The organism is Candidatus Uhrbacteria bacterium (assembly GCA_016699205.1).
Classification (GTDB): domain Bacteria; phylum Patescibacteriota; class Patescibacteriia; order 2-12-FULL-60-25; family 2-12-FULL-60-25; genus CAIXDN01.
This window is the reverse complement of the sequence record CP064964.1, coordinates 601,244-621,153: the sequence shown is the minus strand read 5'-3', so window position 1 is coordinate 621,153 and position 19,910 is coordinate 601,244. Positions and strand designations below refer to the sequence as shown.

Sequence of the window (19,910 nt, the reverse complement as noted above, 5' to 3'; positions counted from 1 at the left end):
TCCAAAAAAGGCTTAACGCAGGGAGAGGGGCTAAGGTCGCACAGTGTCCAACCGCAGTCGGAGACCAGCAAACCGACAAGCTTATCCGCCTCCAAGAACTTCCGGATCGAAGGAAAACGAACACCAAAAGATACGTCTTTTTCAGGATTCTGTCAATGATGGATGACATTCAGCCTGTGAAGGTTGGAAGGGATTTCCAGCCTTCAATTGGCTGCCCGACTCGATCCAGTATGGAGAGTCGGGCGCAGTGTCCACTAGCGGAAGCGTTCCCGCAGGTGGATTCGGAGATACGAGGTATCTCCAGTGATGGGAACCATGGCACGGAAGCGGCACAGGTCATGCCGATAATCCGTGGAACAGGCTCCGCTGACGATGGGTGCGTAGCGCGTACGCGGGGGCGGAGCAATCGGACTGAGGAGAGCAATCTCACCCACGTCTTGCGTGTGACGGCGCATTCCCTCGCCGACGCTCTGAGCACCCGTGACAAAGCCGTAGAGAATAGGTCGATCGAGATCCGACCAACCCCATCCTCGATACCGCCCATCGATGTCGAAACTGATGTCGACGTTCGCGATGGCGCGATGCACTCCTCGCTCGTGTCCGAGATCGGAGATCCCGGTCACACGCGCACGAAGCGTTCCGCCTCGAAGCTCGTAGCCGGTACGTGCCCGTTCGCAGTCGATGCGCGTCGTTCCCTCAAAGCAATGCTCTTCGGTCGCGTGCTCATCGAGCGTCAGGTACACGTTGGCGACAGGATCAAAGTAGTCGAAGCCCGTGTGCCACGCGATCGAGACGATCACGAGGGCAGCGGCGGCGACCCAGAACCCTGCGCCTTTCATCAGGCAGCCTCTGCGGTCAGATACCGCTCGAGGAGCCAGATGTCATCGCCGGAGATCGGCGCCTCCTCGATCTTGGGGAAGAGGAAGACGTCCGGATCACACAGCGGCTCGGAACCCTCGGGAGCGCAGCCCCCGATGCCGAAGTGTCGGACGAGCTCCTCGTGGAGGAGGTCCGCGATGCTCGTCGTCGGGTTGGAGCCCACGATCGTCTGAACGCGGGGGAGATCGGTGTCGAAGTTGGTGTTCTGCTGCATGGAAGGAGCCTCCGTTGATGGGTCGCGTAAAAACAAATTGTTTTCTTGCGCCCGCCTCGTTCATCGAGTGTCTCGATAATCGGGGTGGGCGCCGATCGGAGAGTTATCTCCGATCGGCCAGGGTGTCAGTGCATGACCATCCGCTGCGCGAGGTGCGAAGTGAAGGGCTTCTGCGTGACGGGCCGGACGCGACGCAGCACGTTGAGGCGCTCGTCGAGTCGGGCCGAGAAGGCGACCAGGTTCGCGTCGTTGACGCGCGAGATGTTGGGGTGGAAGAACGCGCTGTCCTTCACCTCATCCATCTTCTTGCGCGTCGTCTCCTCGAGTTCGCAGCGCAGCTCGCCGACGATGACCTCGAGCGTCGAGCTCAGGGTCCCGTCGGGGAGCGCCTTGCCGCCGGAGAGCGCGTGGAAGCGCTTCTCGAGCGAGAGCCGCATCGCACGCTTGTCGGCCTCGAGCTTGATGCGCTCGAGCTCGGTCACGTAGATCGGGTGGAGCTTCTTGATCAGAACCTCCGCCTTCTCCGCGACCGTCTTGTACGAGTCGCACCCCTTGTGGATGCGGGCCACGACCGCGATGCTCTTGCGGAGCTTCACGGTCAGCTTCTTGGGCGACTTCTCGCCCAGCGCCTCGAGCATCTCCGCCTGCGTGAGGCGGAGGAAGCCCTCGAGCTGCGCCCGCATCATCGGACGCGGGTGCTGGTTCGGGTTCGCGACCTCGTTCTTCACGAAGACACGGATGCCGACGAGCTTGGCGAGGAGCGACGCGAGGAAGTTCGTGGTGGTCAAAGGAGCCTCCGGGGTTGGCGTCGAGTCACAGCGACTTGCCGTGTATCGCACCAAATCGATGGACGAATAATTCGTCAGCCGATTTGGGGCGCTGAGGGCTCATCTCAGCTATGTAGTAGTTCGCTATGTGACCATGGCCGGTCAGCGGCTCCGCTTGCGCGAAGACTTATTCCGAATCCGTCGGAACCGCGGTTAGGCGAGAAGGCTTTCGAAACCCCCTTCCTTGAGGCACTCCTCGAAGCCGAGCTTCGTGATGCCTCGCGAGTGTGCGCTCTGATGAGCGCGGCGGAGCGGCTCGCGCAGCTTGCGCTTCGCGTCCGCGATCCCGTCGCGCGTCTTGCGCACGAGGACCTGGTAGCCCTCGTCGCCGAGCGTTCCGAGCTTGAACTCGATCATGTAGCGATCGAGCTGGAGCTTGGGGAGCTTGATGCTCGCGCTCCGGAAGACCGGATGCTCGAGGATCTTGGCCACCATCTCGGTGTAACCCGAGACGATGCCCTCGAGCTCCGCCTTGCGCTCGTCGCGGCGAGCAGCGAGCTCGGCGTCGATGCGCTTGAGCTCTTGCTCATGCGCCGCGCGGATCTCGGCTTCGTGCTCCTTGCGCTTGGCCTCCGCGGCACGCTCGAGAACGAGCAGATGCATCGTGTCCCGCGCCTGCTTGGCGCGGGCGAGGACGCTCTGCAGCTCGTACGAGTTCATGTACCGGAAGCCCTTGGGGAAGAAGAAGGCGTTGTTCACCTTCGCTTCCCGGCAGAACGCCGTGCACTCGTTGCTCAAGGCCTCGATCTCGTTGCGGACATCGTCGGCCTTGCCGTACGCGTCTTCCATCATGCGCAGCTCGATGCCGCGCTTGTGATGAGCGAGGAAGACCTCGGCACCGAGCCTCGCGATCGTATTGCGATCGCCGCTCGCCCAGCCCTTCTCGAGCCGGATGCGCTCATCGAACAGCAGGTTGAGCGCCTGCTCGATCTTCCAGAGCTCACCCTGGAGCCGGATGATCTCGCCGATGGCGGTGTGCCGCCTCATGTTGTAGAAGCGGTCGTGCTCGCGGTCGTAGCTGGCCTCCTCGTGGGAGTACGGCTCGTATCCGTTGCGCTCGACTTCTTCGTGAACGGTCTGCATGTGAAGGAACCTCCTTCGGTGCGAACGGAAGAACAAGATCGTTCTCTGGTTGCACCCGATCTCGCTTGTCGAACTTGCGTTCAACAGTCGGGATCGGCGCCGGAGGAAGTAGTTACTTCCTCCGGCCAGGTCAGGACACTGCTTTCCCAGGCTCCCCATTGTTTTCGCGTAGCGACTAAACGGGGACAAACGCAGATCGGCGAAACGGCCGCAAGCCGTGCGATTACACCATGGCGACACCTATCTCTTTCGTTGCGTAGATGTCCGATTCCGTCGGTACCGCGGTCGATCAACTTCTGTTGATCAGGCGGCCATGGCCATCTTGGCCTTGGCCTTCTCGAGGGCAGCCATCTCGGCGTAGTAGTCACGCTCGAAGGCCTGCCCGTCGAGGAGCGTCTTGCGACGTCCCTCGAGGAGCCACGCGACGTAGCGGAGATCCCGGAGGACCCGCTTGGCCTCGCGCTCGTCCCGCGGCTTGGCGGGGAGCGGCGTCCGGATCTCGAGGACCCGGTCGCAGGCCTCGATCACGCGGATCTCGGTACGACACAGGTCGAGAACGGACGAGAAGCTGTTGTCGTTGGTCATCTGTCTCTTGTTGGCTCGGGGGTGAAATTATCCCGCGCCACACCCGGGTTCCACGTCATGGTCACGCATCATGGTCATGATTATGTTGCGTGATGATGAGCTGGATCCTGGGCATGGAACGTGAGTTCCACACCGATTTGAAAGTTCAATCCATCTTTCGACGGATCAGATCTGACGGAGATGGGATGAGAACGACCGAAGCCGTTTCATCTTTAATGGTTTGGTACATGCAGATGTGGCAGACGAATCCGCCGAGTCTGTTTCCCTCGCCGCTCGCTTAGAGGTCCGTGTTCGGTCCTAAGCGAGGATCTCCTTCAGGTCTGATAAGTCGATGTTGTTGGGAACGCATTGGAGGCGGGTGGTCCATTCAGGTCCGAAGACCGACAGATCCGAGAAGTCATACATGGAGTGGTCCCAGACGAATCCGAGTCCACACCGCGCATGAGCATCTTTCCCGCCTTGCGACGGGGGCTCCTCCTCCAAAGCGTTCCCAAGAACAAAAAATCGAGACTTGGGAGTCTCGGTTGGGGAGCTAAAACATGGTCACGCAACATACTCACCGTCATCCAAACCGACCGTTCGGTATGGTTATGACTATGATGCGTGAACACGTATCCTGGCTCTCCTTCCAAGACGAATATTTTTTTGTGAAATGCGTTACCGCAGATCAGAGTTCCGATCGAGTCGGAAACCTGAGAGCGGAGCCGAGTGTTAACCACTGCGGCTCAAGAGAAAAGGAACGTCGGCCATCTTTTGTGTAAGCGATCTACCAATCGCTCGCATCAGGTCGGGACCGCCAACCGTGGGAAGTGCGACTAGTTCATGTCGCGGAACGTGCGGGGCTTGCGGCCGATGCGCTGCAAGCGGCTGCCCTTGTCCTTGCTGTGACGCGCCGCCACCGCCTGGAAGCGCGGACCGCTGTCGAAGTCGCGCAGGGGATCGTCGTCGAAGACGTGGTAGCAGAGCTCACGCTCGGCGGTGGCGCGGAGTAGCAGGTACTCCCGATCGGAGTAGTCGACGGTCCGCACCAAGGCGGTGCCAGAGCTCTTGTGAAGCAGAACCTCGATCTGGACCTCGTTGCGCATGCGCACCTCGCTATGTGTTGTTGGGAAGTCGTTTCCGACGATCTTGGCCTTTTCAGGTTGATCATCGTAACGAGATACTATAGCACAAAGCCAAAATTTTGTCAAGTAAGCCTAACAAAACGAATATTAGCCAAATTGGCTAATATAAAAGTAAATATAGTCATATATATAATGAATGTTATAAATAGATAACAAAAAATAGGCTAAAATTAGCTCCAAATGTGGATAAGCTAAGATTAGCCAAAACAGGAAAAGACGATATTCATCTAAAATTAGCCAAATTTGACGAAAAACAGCTTTTAGCCAATTTCCTTGACGCCTCGATGACGCCATGTTAAATTTCGCGCGAAAACACGCGGCTTGACAGGGAATTGCGCAACCACTCTGTCAGGAAAAAGTGATCTACCTCACTTCATGAGCTCCCACATCCGTTAATCGAAGTTCGTCCCGATATCCCCTTCGGGACGCATTTTGATGCTCAATCGCGTGTTTTTGACCCTTATTTAATCGGACCTTTGCCTGCAAGGTCACCGTCTTTCTCCGGCTGCCATGTCCAGCTTTTGACGGTCCCACGCGGACAAAGTCACTCCGAACATTTTTTTGATCGCCACATGCAAGCGATGCAATTCCGCCGCCAGGCTCCTAAGGAAGCCGAGCGACGCTACTTCACGGCTGCCCGTGATGCCATGGCCCTTCCGGATCTCATCGAGATTCAGAAAGCGTCTTACCGCTGGTTCCTTGAAGAAGGAATCCGTGAACTCTTTAATGAAATTTCCCCGATCAAAGACTTCATCGGTCGTGATCTCGAACTCTCGTTCGTAGACTACTACTTTGATGAGCCTAAGTTCGACGAGAAAACGTCCAAAGCCAAGAACGTCAACTACGAGGCTCCGCTTCGCGTGAAGCTTAAGCTCGTAAACCGCCGCCAGAATTCGGAAAAGGATTCCGAAGTCTATCTCGGTGACGTTCCGCTCATGACGGACCGCGGTACCTTCATCGTGAACGGTATCGAGCGTGTCGTTGTGACGCAGCTTGTGCGCTCGGCCGGTGCCTTCTTTGCCGCTGAGGTCATGCACAACCGCCGCTACTACGGAGCAAAAATTATTCCAAACCGCGGAGCTTGGTTGGAATTTGAAACAGACAGCAACAACGTCATCTGGGTCAAGATCGATCGTAAGCGCAAAGTCGCCGCCACGGCACTTCTGCGCGCCTTTGGCATTGGTTCCAACGAGGCCATCACAAAACTCTTTGAGGAAGTCGATGTTCATCCGCTCAACCACTACATCGAGTCCACACTCGCCAAGGACGTCTCGTCCAACGAGGAAGAAGGTTACATTGAAGTCTACAAGCGTATCCGCCCGGGAGATCTTGCAACATCCGACAACGCCAAATCGTTGATCCACTCGATGTTCTTCAACTTTGACCGTTACGACTTGGGTCCAGTCGGTCGCTACAAGTTCAACAAGCGCTTTGGTTTCCCGACCGAGCACTCGGAAATGGTGAAGGAAGAGAACCGCATTCTCACCAAGGAAGATCTCGTAAATATTTTGAGCGAAATCATCCGCTTGAACGTCTCGCAGGAAGAACCGGATGACGTCGACCACTTGGGTAACCGCCGCGTCCGCGCTGTCGGTGAATTGGTGCAGAGCCGTTTCCGCATCGGTCTCGCTCGCATGGAGCGTATCGTGAAGGACCGTATGTCCACGATGGACATCACCATGATCAACCCGGCCAAGCTTATCAACGCTCGTCCGGTCATCGGCGCGATCCGCGAATTCTTCATGAGCTCGCAGCTTTCGCAGTTCATGGATCAGACCAATCCGCTTTCGGAGCTTGAACACAAGCGCCGTCTCTCGGCGATGGGTCCTGGTGGTTTGACGCGTGAACGTGCCGGCTTCGATGTCCGCGACGTACACCGCACGCACTACGGCCGCATTTGTCCGATTGCTTCTCCGGAAGGTCCAAACATCGGTCTCGTCGGTCACTTGTCTTGTTACGCCCGCATCAACGAGTACGGCTTCATTGAAGCTCCGTATCGTTTGGTAAAGAGCTGGGCGCAAAACGATGGCAAAGACGCGATCGGTGAAGTCCTTCGTGTAGACGTTCGCGATGGCGAGGGGAAACTCGTCGCGGAAGCCAACACGGAAGTCGACAAAAAGCTCGCAGAAAAGCTTGCCAAAGTTTCTGTCGATAAATTGCCCGTCATCCCGACGGTCACCAAGGAAATCGTTTACCTGAACGCCTTTACGGAAGAGCGCGGTACGACGGCTCCTGCGACAACCGCCATCGGCAAGGACGGTAAATTCCTCGTCGAGCGTGCCGCTGCACGTAAGAACGGTGAACCAACCGTCGTTGATGTGCATGAAATCGACTACGTCGACGTTTCTTCCAAACACATTCTTTCCATCGGCACCTCGTTGATTCCGTTCGTGGAACACGACGACGGTCACCGCGCGCTCATGGGAACCAACATGCAACGTCAGGCTGTTCCATGTATCAAGCCGGATGCGCCGATTGTCGGAACCGGTGTTGAGCGCCGCGTCGCTATCGACTCGGGTCACGCCTTGATCGCTCCGGATGACGGCGTCATTGTTTCCGTTTCCGGTAAGCACATCGAGTTCCAGGGTCAGGACGGCACGATGCGCCGCTACGAACTCATCAAGTTCCAGCGCTCCAACCACTCGACCTGTATCAACTACCGTCCGAGTGTTCAGAAAGGCCAAAAGGTTTACTCCGGAGAAGTCCTTGCCGACGGTACATCCGTTCAGCGCGGTGAACTCGCTCTTGGTCAGAACCTGATGTGTGCCTTCTTGTCATGGGATGGTTACAACTACGAAGACGCCATTATTTTGTCCGAGCGTCTCGTGCACACGGACCGCTTCACCTCGATTCACATCGAGCATCACGTCATTGACGTCCGCGACACCAAGCTTGGTCCGGAAGCCGTCACAGCCGATATTCCAAACGTCTCGGAAGAAAAACTCCGCAACCTCGATGAGCACGGTGTCGTGCGCACGGGTGCAGAAGTAAAGTCCGGTGACATTCTTGTCGGTAAGATCACGCCAAAGGGTGAAACCGATTTGTCGGCAGAAGAAAAATTGCTCCGCGCCATCTTCGGTGAGAAAGCTCGCGATGTCCGCGACTCCTCGCTCTACCTCGAGCATGGTGAAAAGGGCAAGGTTGTTGATATTAAAGTATTCTCGCGCGACAACGGCGACAAGCTCCAGCCTGGTGTGTTGAAGCAGATCGTTGTCTCCGTTGCCGACCTCCGCAAGATTCAGGTAGGTGACAAGCTCGCCGGCCGCCACGGTAACAAGGGTGTTATCTCGCGCATCGTCAAAGTTGCCGACATGCCATTCCTTGAGGACGGTACTCCGGTCGACGTGATTCTCTCGCCGCTCGGCGTCGTGTCGCGTATGAACTTGGGTCAGATTCTGGAAACCCACTTGGGTCTTGCTGCCAACGCGCTTGGTTATGTTGTCGCAACGCCTGTATTCGATGGCGTCCCGGAAGACACGATCCGCGAGGAATTAAAGAAAGCCGGCTTCCCGGAGGACGGAAAGATCGCCCTCTACGACGGCCGCACCGGCGACCGCTACGATCACAACCCGACGATCGGCTACATCTATATGTTGAAGCTGAACCACATGGTTGAGGACAAGATCCACCAGCGCTCCATTGGTCCGTACTCGCTCATCACCCAGCAGCCGCTCGGTGGTAAGGCGCAGTTTGGTGGTCAGCGCTTTGGTGAAATGGAAGTCTGGGCCCTTGAAGCCTACGGCGCCGCTCACACATTGCAGGAAATTCTTACCATCAAGTCGGACGACGTTCCTGGCCGTTCCAAAGCGTACGAAGCCATCATCAAGGGTGAGCCGATCCGCAAGGTCAACGTACCGGAATCATTTAACGTGCTTGTGCGTGAATTAAAGGGTCTTGGTCTCGACGTTGAATTGCTCAAGGACAACCGCCGCATCGATTCCGATGCCGGTCCAAAGCCGGAGCACTTCCGCGCTCGTCCAGCTGTCGCCGCCGCTCCGGAAGATTCCGAGTGGGGTCCGGCTCCGACGGATTTCTAATTCACCGTAACGACACATATCTCTATGGCGTTTTTCCAAACGGAGAACATCAAGTCCACAGACTTCGACTCCATCCGCCTCAAAGTGGCTTCCCCGGAAGTCATTCGTTCCTGGTCGTACGGTGAAGTCACCAAGCCGGAAACGATCAACTACCGCACGCAGAAACCGGAAAAGTCCGATCTCTTCGCTGAAGAAATTTTCGGTCCGTCCAAGGACTGGGAGTGTTACTGCGGTAAGTACAAAAAGATCCGCTACAAGGACATTATTTGTGACAAGTGTGGCGTTCAAGTAACGCACTCGCTCGTCCGCCGCGAGCGCATGGGCCACATCGAGCTCGCCGCTCCGGTGACGCACATTTGGTTCTTGCGTTCTGTTCCGTCCAAGATCGGTACGGTGCTCGACATGAGCATCCAGTCGCTTGAAAAGGTGATTTACTTCACCGCCTTTATCGTTACGCATGTCGATGAGGATCTCCGAGTGCAGGCCGTGGAACAAGTCCGCGCCGAGTACAAGGGCAAGCGCAAGTCGATCGAATCGGAATCCGACCGTGAAATCGAGCGCGTCCAAAAGCAGGGCGAGGAAAAGGGTTGGTCCGCCGACCAGCTCGCTAAAGAAATGGACAAAGCCCAGGCCAACAAGACCCATCGTCTTGATGAATTGGAAGCTGACTTTGACATCGCCGACAAAGAATTGAAGGACCTCAAGGTCATGAAGATTCTTACGGAAACCGACTATCACGAGCTCTCGCTCAAGTACGGTCACGTCTTTGAAGCCAAGATCGGTTCCGAGGCTGTCGAGGAATTGCTCAAGAAAATCGATGTCGAAGCCACGATGAAAGGTCTTCAGGACGACATGGTCGACGCTTCCGAGGCCAAACACGATCGTCTCGTGCGCCGTGTGAAGCTCTTGAAGTCGCTCCACGCCAACAAGATCGATCCAAGCTGGATGATTTTGAAAGCGCTTCCTGTCATCCCTCCGGATTTGCGTCCGATGGTTGCGCTCGATGGTGGCCGCTTTGCCACTTCGGACCTGAACGACCTCTATCGCCGCGTCATCAACCGCAACAACCGCTTGAAGCGTTTGATGGAATTGAATGCTCCGGAAGTCATCGTACGCAATGAAAAGCGCATGCTTCAGGAAGCCGTCGACTCCTTGATCGACAACAGCGCACGTTCTTCCAAGACCGTGATCGCTGCCACCGGCAAGAAGCGCCAGCTCAAATCGCTCGCCGACATTTTGAAGGGTAAGCAGGGCCGCTTCCGTCAGAACTTGCTCGGTAAGCGTATCGACTACTCTGGTCGTTCCGTGATCGTCGTCGGTCCGACACTTGAGCTTCATCAGTGCGGTCTTCCAAAGACCATGGCTTTGGAACTTTTCAAGCCATTCATCATCTCGGAACTCATCAAGCGTGAACTCGTTCACAACATCCGCTCGGCCAACCGTTACATCGAGGCCGACCACGCGGAAGTTTGGGACATCTTGGAACGCATCGCAGAGGACGCCGTTGTTCTCTTGAACCGCGCTCCGACGCTTCACCGCCTTGGTATTCTCGGCTTCCAGCCAAAGCTGATTGAAGGTAAAGCAATCCAGATCCATCCGATGGTCTGTCCGGGTTTCAACGCCGACTTCGACGGAGACCAGATGGCCGTCCACATTCCGTTGACGGAAGAGGCGCGTTGGGAGGCAAAGAACTTGATGCTCTCGACCAAGAACCTCTTGAAGCCTGCTACCGGTCAGCCAATCGCCAAACCAGATAAGGACATTGCCTGGGGTTGTTACTACATGACGACCTTGATCGATCCGGTTGATGGTAAACAAAAAACCTTTGGTTCTCCGGCAGAGGCTCTCTATCTCTTCAACAGTGGTCGTCTCTATATTCGCGAGAAGATCAAGGTAAAAGTGAAGCACGATCAGCCAGCGATCGAGACCAACGTCGGCCGTCTCATCTTGAACCAGCTCTTCCCGAAGGAAATCGGATTCCGCAATGAAGTCATCGGAACCAAGCAGCTCGGTGAAATCGTGCGTACCACGATTGAGCTCCGCGGCTTTGACCGTACGGCCCGCTTCTTGGATGAAGTGAAGAACATGGGTTTCTTCTACATCACGCGCTCCGGCTTCAGCTACGGCATGGGTGACCTTCCGGTTCTCGATAAGGACACCATCATGACGGAAGGCGACCGCAAGACGCTCGAGATTGAAGACCAGTACAAGGAAGGTTTGCTCACCAAGAAAGAGCGCTACAACTCCATCATCCGTGTTTGGTCCGACGTCAAAGACCAATTGCAGAAGACTTCCAAGGAGTCGCTCGACAAGGAAGGCGCCGTATTCTCGATGATCGACTCCGGAGCCCGTGGTTCCGTCGGTCAGCTGACCAACGTCGTCGGTATGAAGGGCCTTGTGTCCTCGCCGTCTGGTGAAATTATCGAACTTCCGATCAAGTCATCGTTCCGTGAAGGTCTCGACGTGTTGGAATACTTTATTTCCTCTCACGGTACGCGCAAAGGTTTGACCGACACGGCTCTCCGTACGGCCAACGCCGGTTATCTCACGCGCCGTCTCGTCGATGTCTCGCAAGACGTCATCATCATGTCGGAAGACTGTGGTGACACCGATGGCGTGGTTCTCACGGCTGCCGAGTGTGAAGAAATCGGAGAACCGATCCTTACGCGTCTCCACGGCCGCGTCCTCATGAAAGACATTAAGGATCCGGAATCCAAGGAAACGCTCGTCAAGAAAGGGAAGCTCGTTGATGAAAACGATATCCGCGCCCTTCAGGGCAAGCAGATCGAGTCCGCACACGTGCGCTCGTTGCTCACCTGTAAGCTCAAGCGCGGCTTGTGTCAGAAGTGCTACGGCACGGACTTGGCCTACAACCAGCTCGTGAAACTCGGTACCGCCGTTGGTATCATCGCCGCCCAGTCGATCGGTGAACCAGGTACTCAGCTCACGATGCGTACGTTCCACTCCGGTGGTGTGGCCGCAGCCGACATTACGCAAGGTTTGCCGCGCGTTGAAGAACTCTTTGAAGCCCGCACGCCTAAGCGTAAAGCCTTGTTCGCAGAAGTCTCCGGTATGGCCAAGATCGTGGAAGGCGAACGCCGCATTCTCCAGACCGCCAAGGGAGAGAAGCTTGTCGATACGACCTCGGGTACGCGCACGATCATGATTCACCACACGGCAGTCCGCGAAGAGACGCACACCTTCATCAAGAAGGATCAGCTCAAAGTCGAGGACGGCAGCAAGGTGAAGGAAGGTCAGATGCTTATCATCCGCTCAACAGGGGAGGAAGTCATCGCCTCGCATCCAGGTACGATCCGCATCGAGAAAAACAAGCTCACGCATATCTTTGAAGGTGCTTCCGTGCTTGAGCAGGAAGTCCCGGCCGGCTACTCGATCCTCATCAAGGATGGTCAGGAAGTCACCATGGGCGATGTGCTCACAGAAGGTCAGTTTGATCTTCAGGAACTCTTCCGGTTGCGCGGCACCGATGCCGTCATGCGCTACCTCTTGCGTGAAGTGCTCGCCATCTACGCCTCGCAGGGTCAGAAACTCAATGCCAAACACATTGAAGTCATCGTTCGCCAGATGTTCTCGCGTGTGTACGTGAAGGACGCCGGTGAAACCGAGCTCTTGCCAGGCCAGATCGTTGATCGCTACCGCGCAGAGGAAGAAAACGAACAGTTGGAATCCAAAGGCAAAGCAACGCCCGCCGATCTCCAGGCGCTCTTCATGGGCATCACCAAGGTCGCTCTCTCCACCGAATCGTTCTTGTCCGCCGCTTCCTTTATGGAAACGGCCCGCGTGCTTATCAACGCCGCGGTCACAGGAAAGATCGATCGCTTGGAAGGCTTGAAGGAAAACGTCATCATCGGTCGCCTCACCCCAGCCGGAACCGGCTTTGGAGTGAACCCCGCCGAGTTGGAAAAAGAAAACGCCGCCTCCGACGCCGCCGCCAAGGCCTAGTCGGAATCAAAAAGCCCTCATGCAGATTGCATTGAGGGTTTTTTGTATTGCAGATGAATGATCCATATGTGATCAGACAATCCGCGTAGAGAAATAATGAAAGAAAAGATCGATCAGTAAGGCGGAAGAACAAGGCTAAGCGGGGCGATGAGATCTGCCAGCTGGCCGCGTCGAGGACCCATGTACTCGAGAGCACTCTGCTCGTAGATGCGGTAGCGATCCTGCGTGGGCAGGAGCTGGAGGACGCGCTTGATGTGGCCCCACCGATTCTGTACGAGCATGTACCCAAGGAACCAGTACACGGGGATCGTGGCATGGGGATTCTCATGCCAAGATTGTTGACGGACGCCGCCATGATGATTACGGATCAGCACGGGCTGACCGCTACCATCCTTGATGCCATCGGCCAAGCTGAGCACGCAGCCGGTCCGATCCCGCATGGCCGTCAGGGTCATCATCTCAACCTCGGCCCGCGGGTCGATACAGAGAATGAACCGGGGAAACATGACCGTCACTCGACGCTCATTCCTGGTGTCGTGATCGAGCCGGTCAATGATCGTGTGTCTACGCGTCATCACGCTCGCCTTTCTGAAAAGAACAACCATCGGCAGTAGTACCGACGGAATAATATAACGAAAAATTGCTAAAATGTCAACGCCCCCGACCAGTCCGGTCGGGGGCGCGAGACTCACCAGGGGCGATGAGAAAGAAGCTGAAGCAGTGTGATGGTCGCCCAACCCGTTCCGGCGCAGAAGTTTCTGATGGCTTCTCGCTCATGAGCGTTCAGCTCCATGGAGCCGTGGTGGCTCGTGATCTCCAACCTGAAGCCGAACCCCTCGCTTCGAAGCTGATCAGCGAGGTCCTTCGCGAGATCCTTGAGCATGTAACCAGCCGGATCGCACGAGCTGCCCTTGTCGGCGTGTCGCTCGATCTGGCGGTTGTCGAGGATGAAGACGCATCCGACGACCATGCTACGACGGCCCGCTTCCGATACCTTCCGGAAGCTCCGACGAAGCATGTCCATGTGGTCGTCCACCCACGCACGGATCTGTGCCTTCTGTCTTGCGGGCGCCTCCAGCTTCTCCTGCTCCGCAGCTTCCTTCATCTTGTCTGCAGCCTCGATGGACTGCTTCCTCAGGCTCTGAACGAACTCCGTTGCTTCTTTCTGCATGGCTTACCTCCATGAACGAGCCATGCGATTAGGTAAGCAAATGCAATCCAAAATGTCAACGCCCCCGACCAGTCCGGTCGGGGGCGTGATTGATTTCTGGTTGTTAGTTGATCTCGACCTGATCTCCGGCGCGGAGCTGTGCGAGAATCTCGAGTAGGTCGGGCTTGGAGAAGACGGGGCAGCCTGCGGTCGGCGTGTATCCTTCGCGGGCCAGGTGGATGAAGATCGCACTGCCTTTACCGGGTACCGGAGGGGCATCGTTGTAGCCGACGACCAGGATCACGTCGTAGACATGATCCTCACGCCACAGATTCTCGTGAGAACCTGGATAGGGGAGCGAGACATGAGTGTTGTACTCCGGGAGAGCACTATCATCCGCCCACCCGTCATTACTGGCGGTTGCGCGAATCGGGAGGCCAGTGACCGGCTTCTCGAGTCGGTCCTCACGAAAGAAGACCTCACGCAACGGAAATGTTCCGTGCGGAGTACCGCCATCTCCTTCTTTCTTGTCGGCAAGAACGCCGGTTCTACCGATGGCACATCGATAGCGTTTGCCATTGAGCTCCGCCTCACCATCATGCGGATTCGGACCTGTCTGACGAATGTACAACGTTTGCATAGTGACCTCAGTAAAGCAAAAAAATATCAAAATGTCAACGCCCCCGATCCAGACGGATCGAGGGCGTAAGAGTCTCACCAAGAAGCGATGAGTTCGTAGACGTTGTTGCGCGAGTTGGTAGCGTCGCCGCGGACGCGATGTCGCAGAGACATCTTGAGGTTCTGCGCCGCGAGCTTGTCGCGGAGCATGGCCGCCATCCCGATGAGGCGATCCACGGGCACCTGCGTGAGATCGCCTTCGGACCCGAGCTCGATCCACTTCACCTGATAGGGATAGACCTCGAGGACGAGCGCCTCACGCTTCTGCTCGAGCGCCGAGACCTTCATGGCCTCGAAGGCTCGATACAGCATGTTCCGGAAGTGCACCTCCTCGGTGCTCTGCATCGGAATCGGCCTGAGTCCCGCCTGTACCACTGCACGCAACTGTTCTGCCAGCATCCGTACCTCCTAGGTGGACGGACAGTAAACAAGATTTTGATCGATCTGTCAATCTGTTCAGAGTATGGAAAGATCGATGCGGTACACGTTGGTCTCGACGGTTTTGTAGCCCATCTTGGGATAGAGATGGTTGCCCTCCTTGCGATACGGCTGGCAAGTGAGAGCCAGCTTGTCGATCGCGTGCTGGCGGGCCACGTCGTGCAGCTTCTTCATGAGCCCCTGCCCGATGCCGCGTCCGCGATAGTCCGGATGTCGGGACACGTCCTCGACGCGTCCCCGCAAACCGATCATCTGCGGAATGATGACGAGCGTCGCCATCCCGATGATTGGCTCGCGCTCGACGGTGATATCGCGCGCGATGATCACCTGATGCGCCTCGACGATGCGCCTCACCTCTCCATGTGTCGGCTTCCGGGTGCCGGGGGAGAGCGTCTCCACCAAGATCCCGATATCGACCACATCCGCATCAGTCACATGCTGCAAAAGTCCATAACGAATCATGTTTCCACCTCCTCTGCGCGAGGACTTTCGCAGAAGCATTCTCAAGCGTCAACCGGCTTGTTCCTGTCATCCCCGCGCAGGCGGGGATCCAGCTGAGTAAATCGGTAAATGTTCGGATTTTCTGGTTCTGGATTCCTGCCTGCGCAGGAATGACAAAACAGCTACAATGCTTCCTATGAGAGTTCTCGGCATCGACCCCGGCTTCGACAGAAACGGTTTTGGCGTCGTCGATGATAATGGCGGCAAACTCGTGCATATCGCGCACGGCGTTCTCCAAACCTCCAAAGACGATTCTTTCATGACCCGCCTGCGCCAAGTGCGCGATAATGTCGCAGGCCTCATCGAGCAATACAAGCCCGATTGCGTAGCCGTAGAAAAGCTCTTTTTCCAAACCAACGCCAAAACCGCCATTAATGTCGGAATGGCGCGCGGCGTCGTACTGCTCGTGATCGCCGATGCCGGAATCAAGCTCGTAGAACCAACGCCCAACCAGGTAAAGCAGGGGACAGCTGGTCACGGATCAGCAGACAAACGTCAGGTCCAGGAGATGGTAAAACGCCTCCTTAAACTAGACGCCATTCCCAAGCCCGATGACGCCGCCGACGCCCTCGCGATCGCCATCGTCGGCTGCACCCTCTCAAATTCCGTTCGCTAAACACTTTGTCATTCCCGCGAAGGCGGGAATCCAGGACTAAATAACCTCGTTAATTCGATCAGCTGGACCCCCGCCTTCGCGGGGGTGACACAGGGCTTGATTTCTCTTGTAGGTTGTGCCGAAAAAGGCTAGAATAAGCCTGTCCAAGGACTTCCAAATTTCCGCTCTATTATGCAAATTTTCTGGCACGGTTTCTCCTGTATCCGCATCGAGGCCACCCACGGCGACCAACAAGCGAGTTTAGTGACCGATCCTTACAGCAATGAATCCGGTTTGCGCTTTCCGCGCACGCTCGCACCAGACGTCGTCGCGCTTACCCATGAGGACGACAAGCGCTTCCCAACCGACGCTTTCACAGGTGAGCCTTTCATTATTCGCACCCCTGGCGAGTATGAGGTTAACGGAATCTTTGCTTACGCGATTCCGTTACGTACGCCGGAAGACAAATATCCATTCAATCTGATGTACCGTTTTCAAGTGGAGGGTATGTCCATCGGTTTTCTCGGAGGATTGAACCGCGTTCTCACAGACGATGAAGTCTCCGCGCTCGGCAGTATCGATATTCTTTTACTGCCAGTCGGGGGCGGAGATCTGCTCTCGGCTAAGCAGGCCGTCGACATCATCAAGGCGGTTGAGCCACGCATGGTTGTTCCGCTCGCGTATCACACGGAAGGCGTAAAAGAAAAACTCGGAACCGCCGATGCCTTTTGCAAAGAACTGGTCTGCAAGCGTGAGGACGGCAACAAGCTCAAGATCAGCAAAAAGGATCTGCCGGCAGAAGACCTCGTGGTCACGGTGTTGGAGAGGGCATGATCACACAACAAAGTCACGCATCATAATAAAAAATATGAAAGCTCATTCTCACCGTTCTCCTCCCAAGCGTCAGTCCGCACATGATGCGGGATATATGATGCGTGACCATGAGCGAATCCTTTCGCATGAGGAAAAGCACGAGTTGATCCGTGCGCATGCGGCGACGCGTCATAAGCGTCCGCGCGGATACGGTCTGGGCTACTACATCGCCGTGGCCGCCTCGTGTCTGATCGTCGCCACCGGCTGGGTCATGACGCTCGACCGCGGACTTTGGCAGCCGGCACGAGAACCGGATCAAGCAATGGAAGAATTCACGAGAAACGCAGAAAAGATCAAACAGGAAATCGACCAAACCAACATCAAACTCGAGCAGGCCAGAAAACAATTCCAAGCCGCAACCGCTTCAAGCACCAAGTAGGCGCTCACTGACCACTGACCACTGACCACCAACCACTGCCTATTATGTCTGAACAGGAAAAGATTCTCCCGAATCCCGTAAACACCGTTTCCGCCCCCTTCGTCGATGAGATGCAGGTCGCGTTCCTCGATTACGCCATGAGCGTTATCGTCGACCGCGCTCTCCCGGATGTCCGCGACGGTTTGAAGCCGGTTCACCGCCGTATTTTGTACGCGATGTGGACGCTCGGCCTGCGTGCCAACGCCAAGTTCCGCAAATCCGCCACCGTGGTCGGTGAAGTGCTTGGTAAATATCACCCGCACGGCGACACGGCTGTTTACGATTCCATGGTTCGCATGGCTCAAGAATTTGCCATGCGCTATCCGTTGGTCCGCGGCCAAGGAAACTTCGGTTCTGTCGACGGTGACGGCGCTGCCGCCATGCGTTATACAGAAGCCAAGCTCTCCGGAATCGCGGAAGAACTCATTTTTGATATCGATCGTGAAACCGTCGACTTCCGCCCCAACTATGACGGCTCCCACGATGAACCAAAAGTTCTTCCGGCCAAGCTTCCGAACCTGCTCTTGAACGGTACCCTCGGTATCGCCGTCGGTATGGCGACCAATATGCCGCCTCACAACCTCACCGAGGTTTGTGACGGTATCGCCGCATTGATCGAAAATCCTGACATTGAAATCGACGACCTCGTAAAAATCATTCCGGGCCCGGATTTCCCAACCGGCGGAATCATCTACAACAAGAACGACATTAAGCAGGCGTATGCCACCGGAAAAGGCGGTATCGTTATCCGCGCCAAAACGGAAATTGTTGAGGAGAAAGCCGGCGCTTTCCGCATCATCGTCGATGAATTGCCGTACCAGGTAAACAAGGCCCAGCTTTTGGAAAAGATCGCCGAGCTCGTCACCGAGAAAAAAATCGAGGGCATCCGCGACTTGCGCGACGAATCCAACAAAGACGGCATCCGCATGGTCGTCGAGCTCAAAAAGGACGCCTACCCAAAGAAAGTCTTGAACCAGCTCTTCAAGATGACCCAGCTTCAGGAAACCTTCCACGTAAACTCGCTCTGTTTGATCGACGGCATCCAGCCGCGCATCCTCACGCTCAAGGATTTGCTCGAGGAATACCTCAAGCATCGCAAAGAAGTTGTCCGTCGCCGTACACAATACGAGTTGGACCGCGCCAAGGAGCGCATGCACATCTTGGAAGGCTTGCGCATCGCTCTTTTGAAGATTGATGAAATCATTGCGCTCATCAAAAAGTCCAAAGACAAGGACGAGGCCCGCATCGGTTTGATGACCAAGTTCAAATTGTCGGAAATCCAGGCTCAAGCCATTCTCGACATGCGCTTGCAGCAGCTCACTAACCTCGATCGTTTGAAGGTCGAGCAGGAGTGGGAAGAGAAAAAGAAGCTCATCGAGGAGCTCGAGAGCATTCTCGCCTCCGCCAAAAAGATTCTCGCCATCATCAAGGGAGAAGTTTCCGACTTGAAAGAGAAGTTTGGCGATGAACGCCGCACCAAGATCATCTCCGGTCCGGTCGGGGAGCTCGCGATGGAGGATTTGGTTCCTTCGGAAGAAACGCTCGTGATGCTGACCGCCGACGGTTACATCAAGCGTTTACCGCCAGACACCTTCAAGAGCCAAGGCCGCGGCGGAAAGGGCGTCATCGGCTTGGAAACCAAGGATGAAGACCAAGTGATGAGCATGTTCACCACCAACACGCACACGGAAATCATGTTCTTCACCAACCGTGGCCGCGTGTTCCGTCTCAAAGCCTATGAACTTCCGGTCGGCAGCCGTACCAGCAAGGGCCAAGCCATCGTGAACTTCCTCCAGCTCGCTCCAGGCGAGAAAATCTCCATCACGCTTCCGATGGAAAATATGGAAGGCGCAAAATTCCTTGTGATGGTTACGAGCCAAGGCACAATCAAAAAATCATCTCTCGATGAATTCGCCAATGTCCGCCGCTCCGGCTTGATCGCGATCTCGCTCCATGACGGCGACGAGCTCATCTGGGTTAAACCTTCCAATGGCGGCGACGACATCTCGCTTGTCACGCGTGAAGGCCAGTCCATCCGTTTCTCAGAAGAGGACGTCCGCGCCATGGGCCGTTCAGCTGCCGGTGTCCGCGGTATTCTCCTCAAGAAAAAGAACGATGAAGTCGTGGGCATGGACGTCATCAATCCAAAGCTCGCTGATAAAGGCCTACTCGAACTCTTCGTCCTCACGGAAAACGGTCTCGGTAAGCGCACCTCGCTTTCGGAATACAAGCAGCAAGGCCGCGGCGGCTCCGGTATCCGTACAATGAAAGTCACGGACAAAACAGGCGGAGTGATTGGCGCCTTCATCTCCGGCAAGGACGATGAGCAGGACCTCGTCATGATCTCCAAAAAAGGCATCGTGGTCCGCACGCCTTTCAAGAGTGTTCCGTCCCTCGGACGCGACACCCAAGGTGTCCGCCTGATGCGCTTCAAAGAAGACGGCGACAAAGTCTCAAGCGTCACCATCGTATAATTCACAATCCCGCCCTAGGCTAAGAAGGCCAGGGCGGTTTTGGTATGGCGTTTCGTAGCGAGAATGGAAAA

The 19,910-nt window shown here is 56.0% G+C and carries 17 protein-coding genes; 6 read left to right on the top strand and 11 right to left on the bottom strand.

Features of this window, described 5'->3' with window-relative positions:
• Positions 1-254 precede the first annotated feature (254 nt).
• From IPH19_03175 to IPH19_03150, 6 genes are all read right to left on the bottom strand, one after another.
• Positions 255-839 (bottom strand): hypothetical protein, encoded by a 585-nt coding sequence (locus IPH19_03175; protein ID QQR60393.1) that lies wholly within the window; start codon positions 837-839, stop codon positions 255-257.
• Complete coding sequence (locus tag IPH19_03170) at positions 839-1,129, bottom strand: hypothetical protein (protein QQR60392.1); 291 nt, start codon at positions 1,127-1,129, stop codon at positions 839-841. The genes IPH19_03175 and IPH19_03170 overlap by 1 nt, the downstream gene beginning before the upstream one ends.
• Before the next feature lie 89 nt (positions 1,130-1,218).
• Positions 1,219-1,881, bottom strand: a complete 663-nt coding sequence (locus IPH19_03165; protein ID QQR60391.1) for a hypothetical protein — start codon at positions 1,879-1,881, stop codon at positions 1,219-1,221.
• A 192-nt stretch (positions 1,882-2,073) separates the two neighbouring features.
• The gene (locus IPH19_03160) at positions 2,074-3,003 is read right to left on the bottom strand and encodes a hypothetical protein (protein QQR60390.1); all 930 of its coding nucleotides are present in this window, start codon (positions 3,001-3,003) and stop codon (positions 2,074-2,076) included.
• Positions 3,004-3,306: 303 nt separating this feature from the next.
• Positions 3,307-3,588 (bottom strand): hypothetical protein, encoded by a 282-nt coding sequence (locus IPH19_03155; GenBank protein QQR60389.1) that lies wholly within the window; start codon positions 3,586-3,588, stop codon positions 3,307-3,309.
• A gap of 815 nt (positions 3,589-4,403) precedes the next feature.
• Positions 4,404-4,673 carry a hypothetical protein gene (locus IPH19_03150; protein ID QQR60388.1) on the bottom strand — a complete coding sequence of 90 codons (270 nt, stop codon included), beginning with the start codon at positions 4,671-4,673 and terminating at the stop codon, positions 4,404-4,406.
• A gap of 686 nt (positions 4,674-5,359) precedes the next feature.
• Between IPH19_03150 and IPH19_03145 the strand changes: the two genes are divergently transcribed.
• Both IPH19_03145 and rpoC read left to right on the top strand, forming a co-directional pair.
• Positions 5,360-8,749: a DNA-directed RNA polymerase subunit beta gene (locus IPH19_03145; protein ID QQR61360.1), complete on the top strand. Its 3,390-nt coding sequence runs from the start codon at positions 5,360-5,362 to the stop codon at positions 8,747-8,749.
• A gap of 24 nt (positions 8,750-8,773) precedes the next feature.
• Positions 8,774-12,712 (top strand): DNA-directed RNA polymerase subunit beta', encoded by a 3,939-nt coding sequence (gene rpoC / locus IPH19_03140; protein QQR60387.1) that lies wholly within the window; start codon positions 8,774-8,776, stop codon positions 12,710-12,712.
• Positions 12,713-12,825: 113 nt separating this feature from the next.
• Here the strand turns inward: rpoC and IPH19_03135 are convergent, their stop codons facing one another.
• From IPH19_03135 to IPH19_03115, 5 genes are all read right to left on the bottom strand, one after another.
• Positions 12,826-13,287: a hypothetical protein gene (locus IPH19_03135; protein QQR60386.1), complete on the bottom strand. Its 462-nt coding sequence runs from the start codon at positions 13,285-13,287 to the stop codon at positions 12,826-12,828.
• Positions 13,288-13,400: 113 nt separating this feature from the next.
• Positions 13,401-13,883 carry a hypothetical protein gene (locus tag IPH19_03130; protein ID QQR60385.1) on the bottom strand — a complete coding sequence of 161 codons (483 nt, stop codon included), beginning with the start codon at positions 13,881-13,883 and terminating at the stop codon, positions 13,401-13,403.
• 103 nt (positions 13,884-13,986) lie between these two features.
• The gene (locus IPH19_03125) at positions 13,987-14,502 is read right to left on the bottom strand and encodes a L,D-transpeptidase family protein (protein QQR60384.1); all 516 of its coding nucleotides are present in this window, start codon (positions 14,500-14,502) and stop codon (positions 13,987-13,989) included.
• Between the two features lie 74 nt (positions 14,503-14,576).
• Entirely contained in the window at positions 14,577-14,924 is a 348-nt protein-coding gene (locus IPH19_03120) for a hypothetical protein (GenBank protein QQR60383.1), read from the bottom strand.
• A gap of 72 nt (positions 14,925-14,996) precedes the next feature.
• Entirely contained in the window at positions 14,997-15,479 is a 483-nt protein-coding gene (locus tag IPH19_03115; GenBank protein ID QQR60382.1) for a GNAT family N-acetyltransferase, read from the bottom strand.
• A gap of 136 nt (positions 15,480-15,615) precedes the next feature.
• On the opposite strand from IPH19_03115, the gene ruvC reads away from it, so the two are divergent.
• From ruvC to gyrA, 4 genes are all read left to right on the top strand, one after another.
• Positions 15,616-16,095: a crossover junction endodeoxyribonuclease RuvC gene (gene ruvC / locus IPH19_03110; protein ID QQR60381.1), complete on the top strand. Its 480-nt coding sequence runs from the start codon at positions 15,616-15,618 to the stop codon at positions 16,093-16,095.
• Positions 16,096-16,266: 171 nt separating this feature from the next.
• Entirely contained in the window at positions 16,267-16,908 is a 642-nt protein-coding gene (locus IPH19_03105; GenBank protein ID QQR60380.1) for an MBL fold metallo-hydrolase, read from the top strand.
• A gap of 34 nt (positions 16,909-16,942) precedes the next feature.
• A complete protein-coding gene (locus IPH19_03100) occupies positions 16,943-17,326 on the top strand; it encodes a hypothetical protein (protein QQR60379.1) in 384 nt (127 codons plus the stop codon).
• A gap of 44 nt (positions 17,327-17,370) precedes the next feature.
• Positions 17,371-19,839, top strand: a complete 2,469-nt coding sequence (gene gyrA / locus IPH19_03095) for a DNA gyrase subunit A (protein ID QQR60378.1) — start codon at positions 17,371-17,373, stop codon at positions 19,837-19,839.
• The last annotated feature ends 71 nt before the right edge of the window (positions 19,840-19,910 follow it).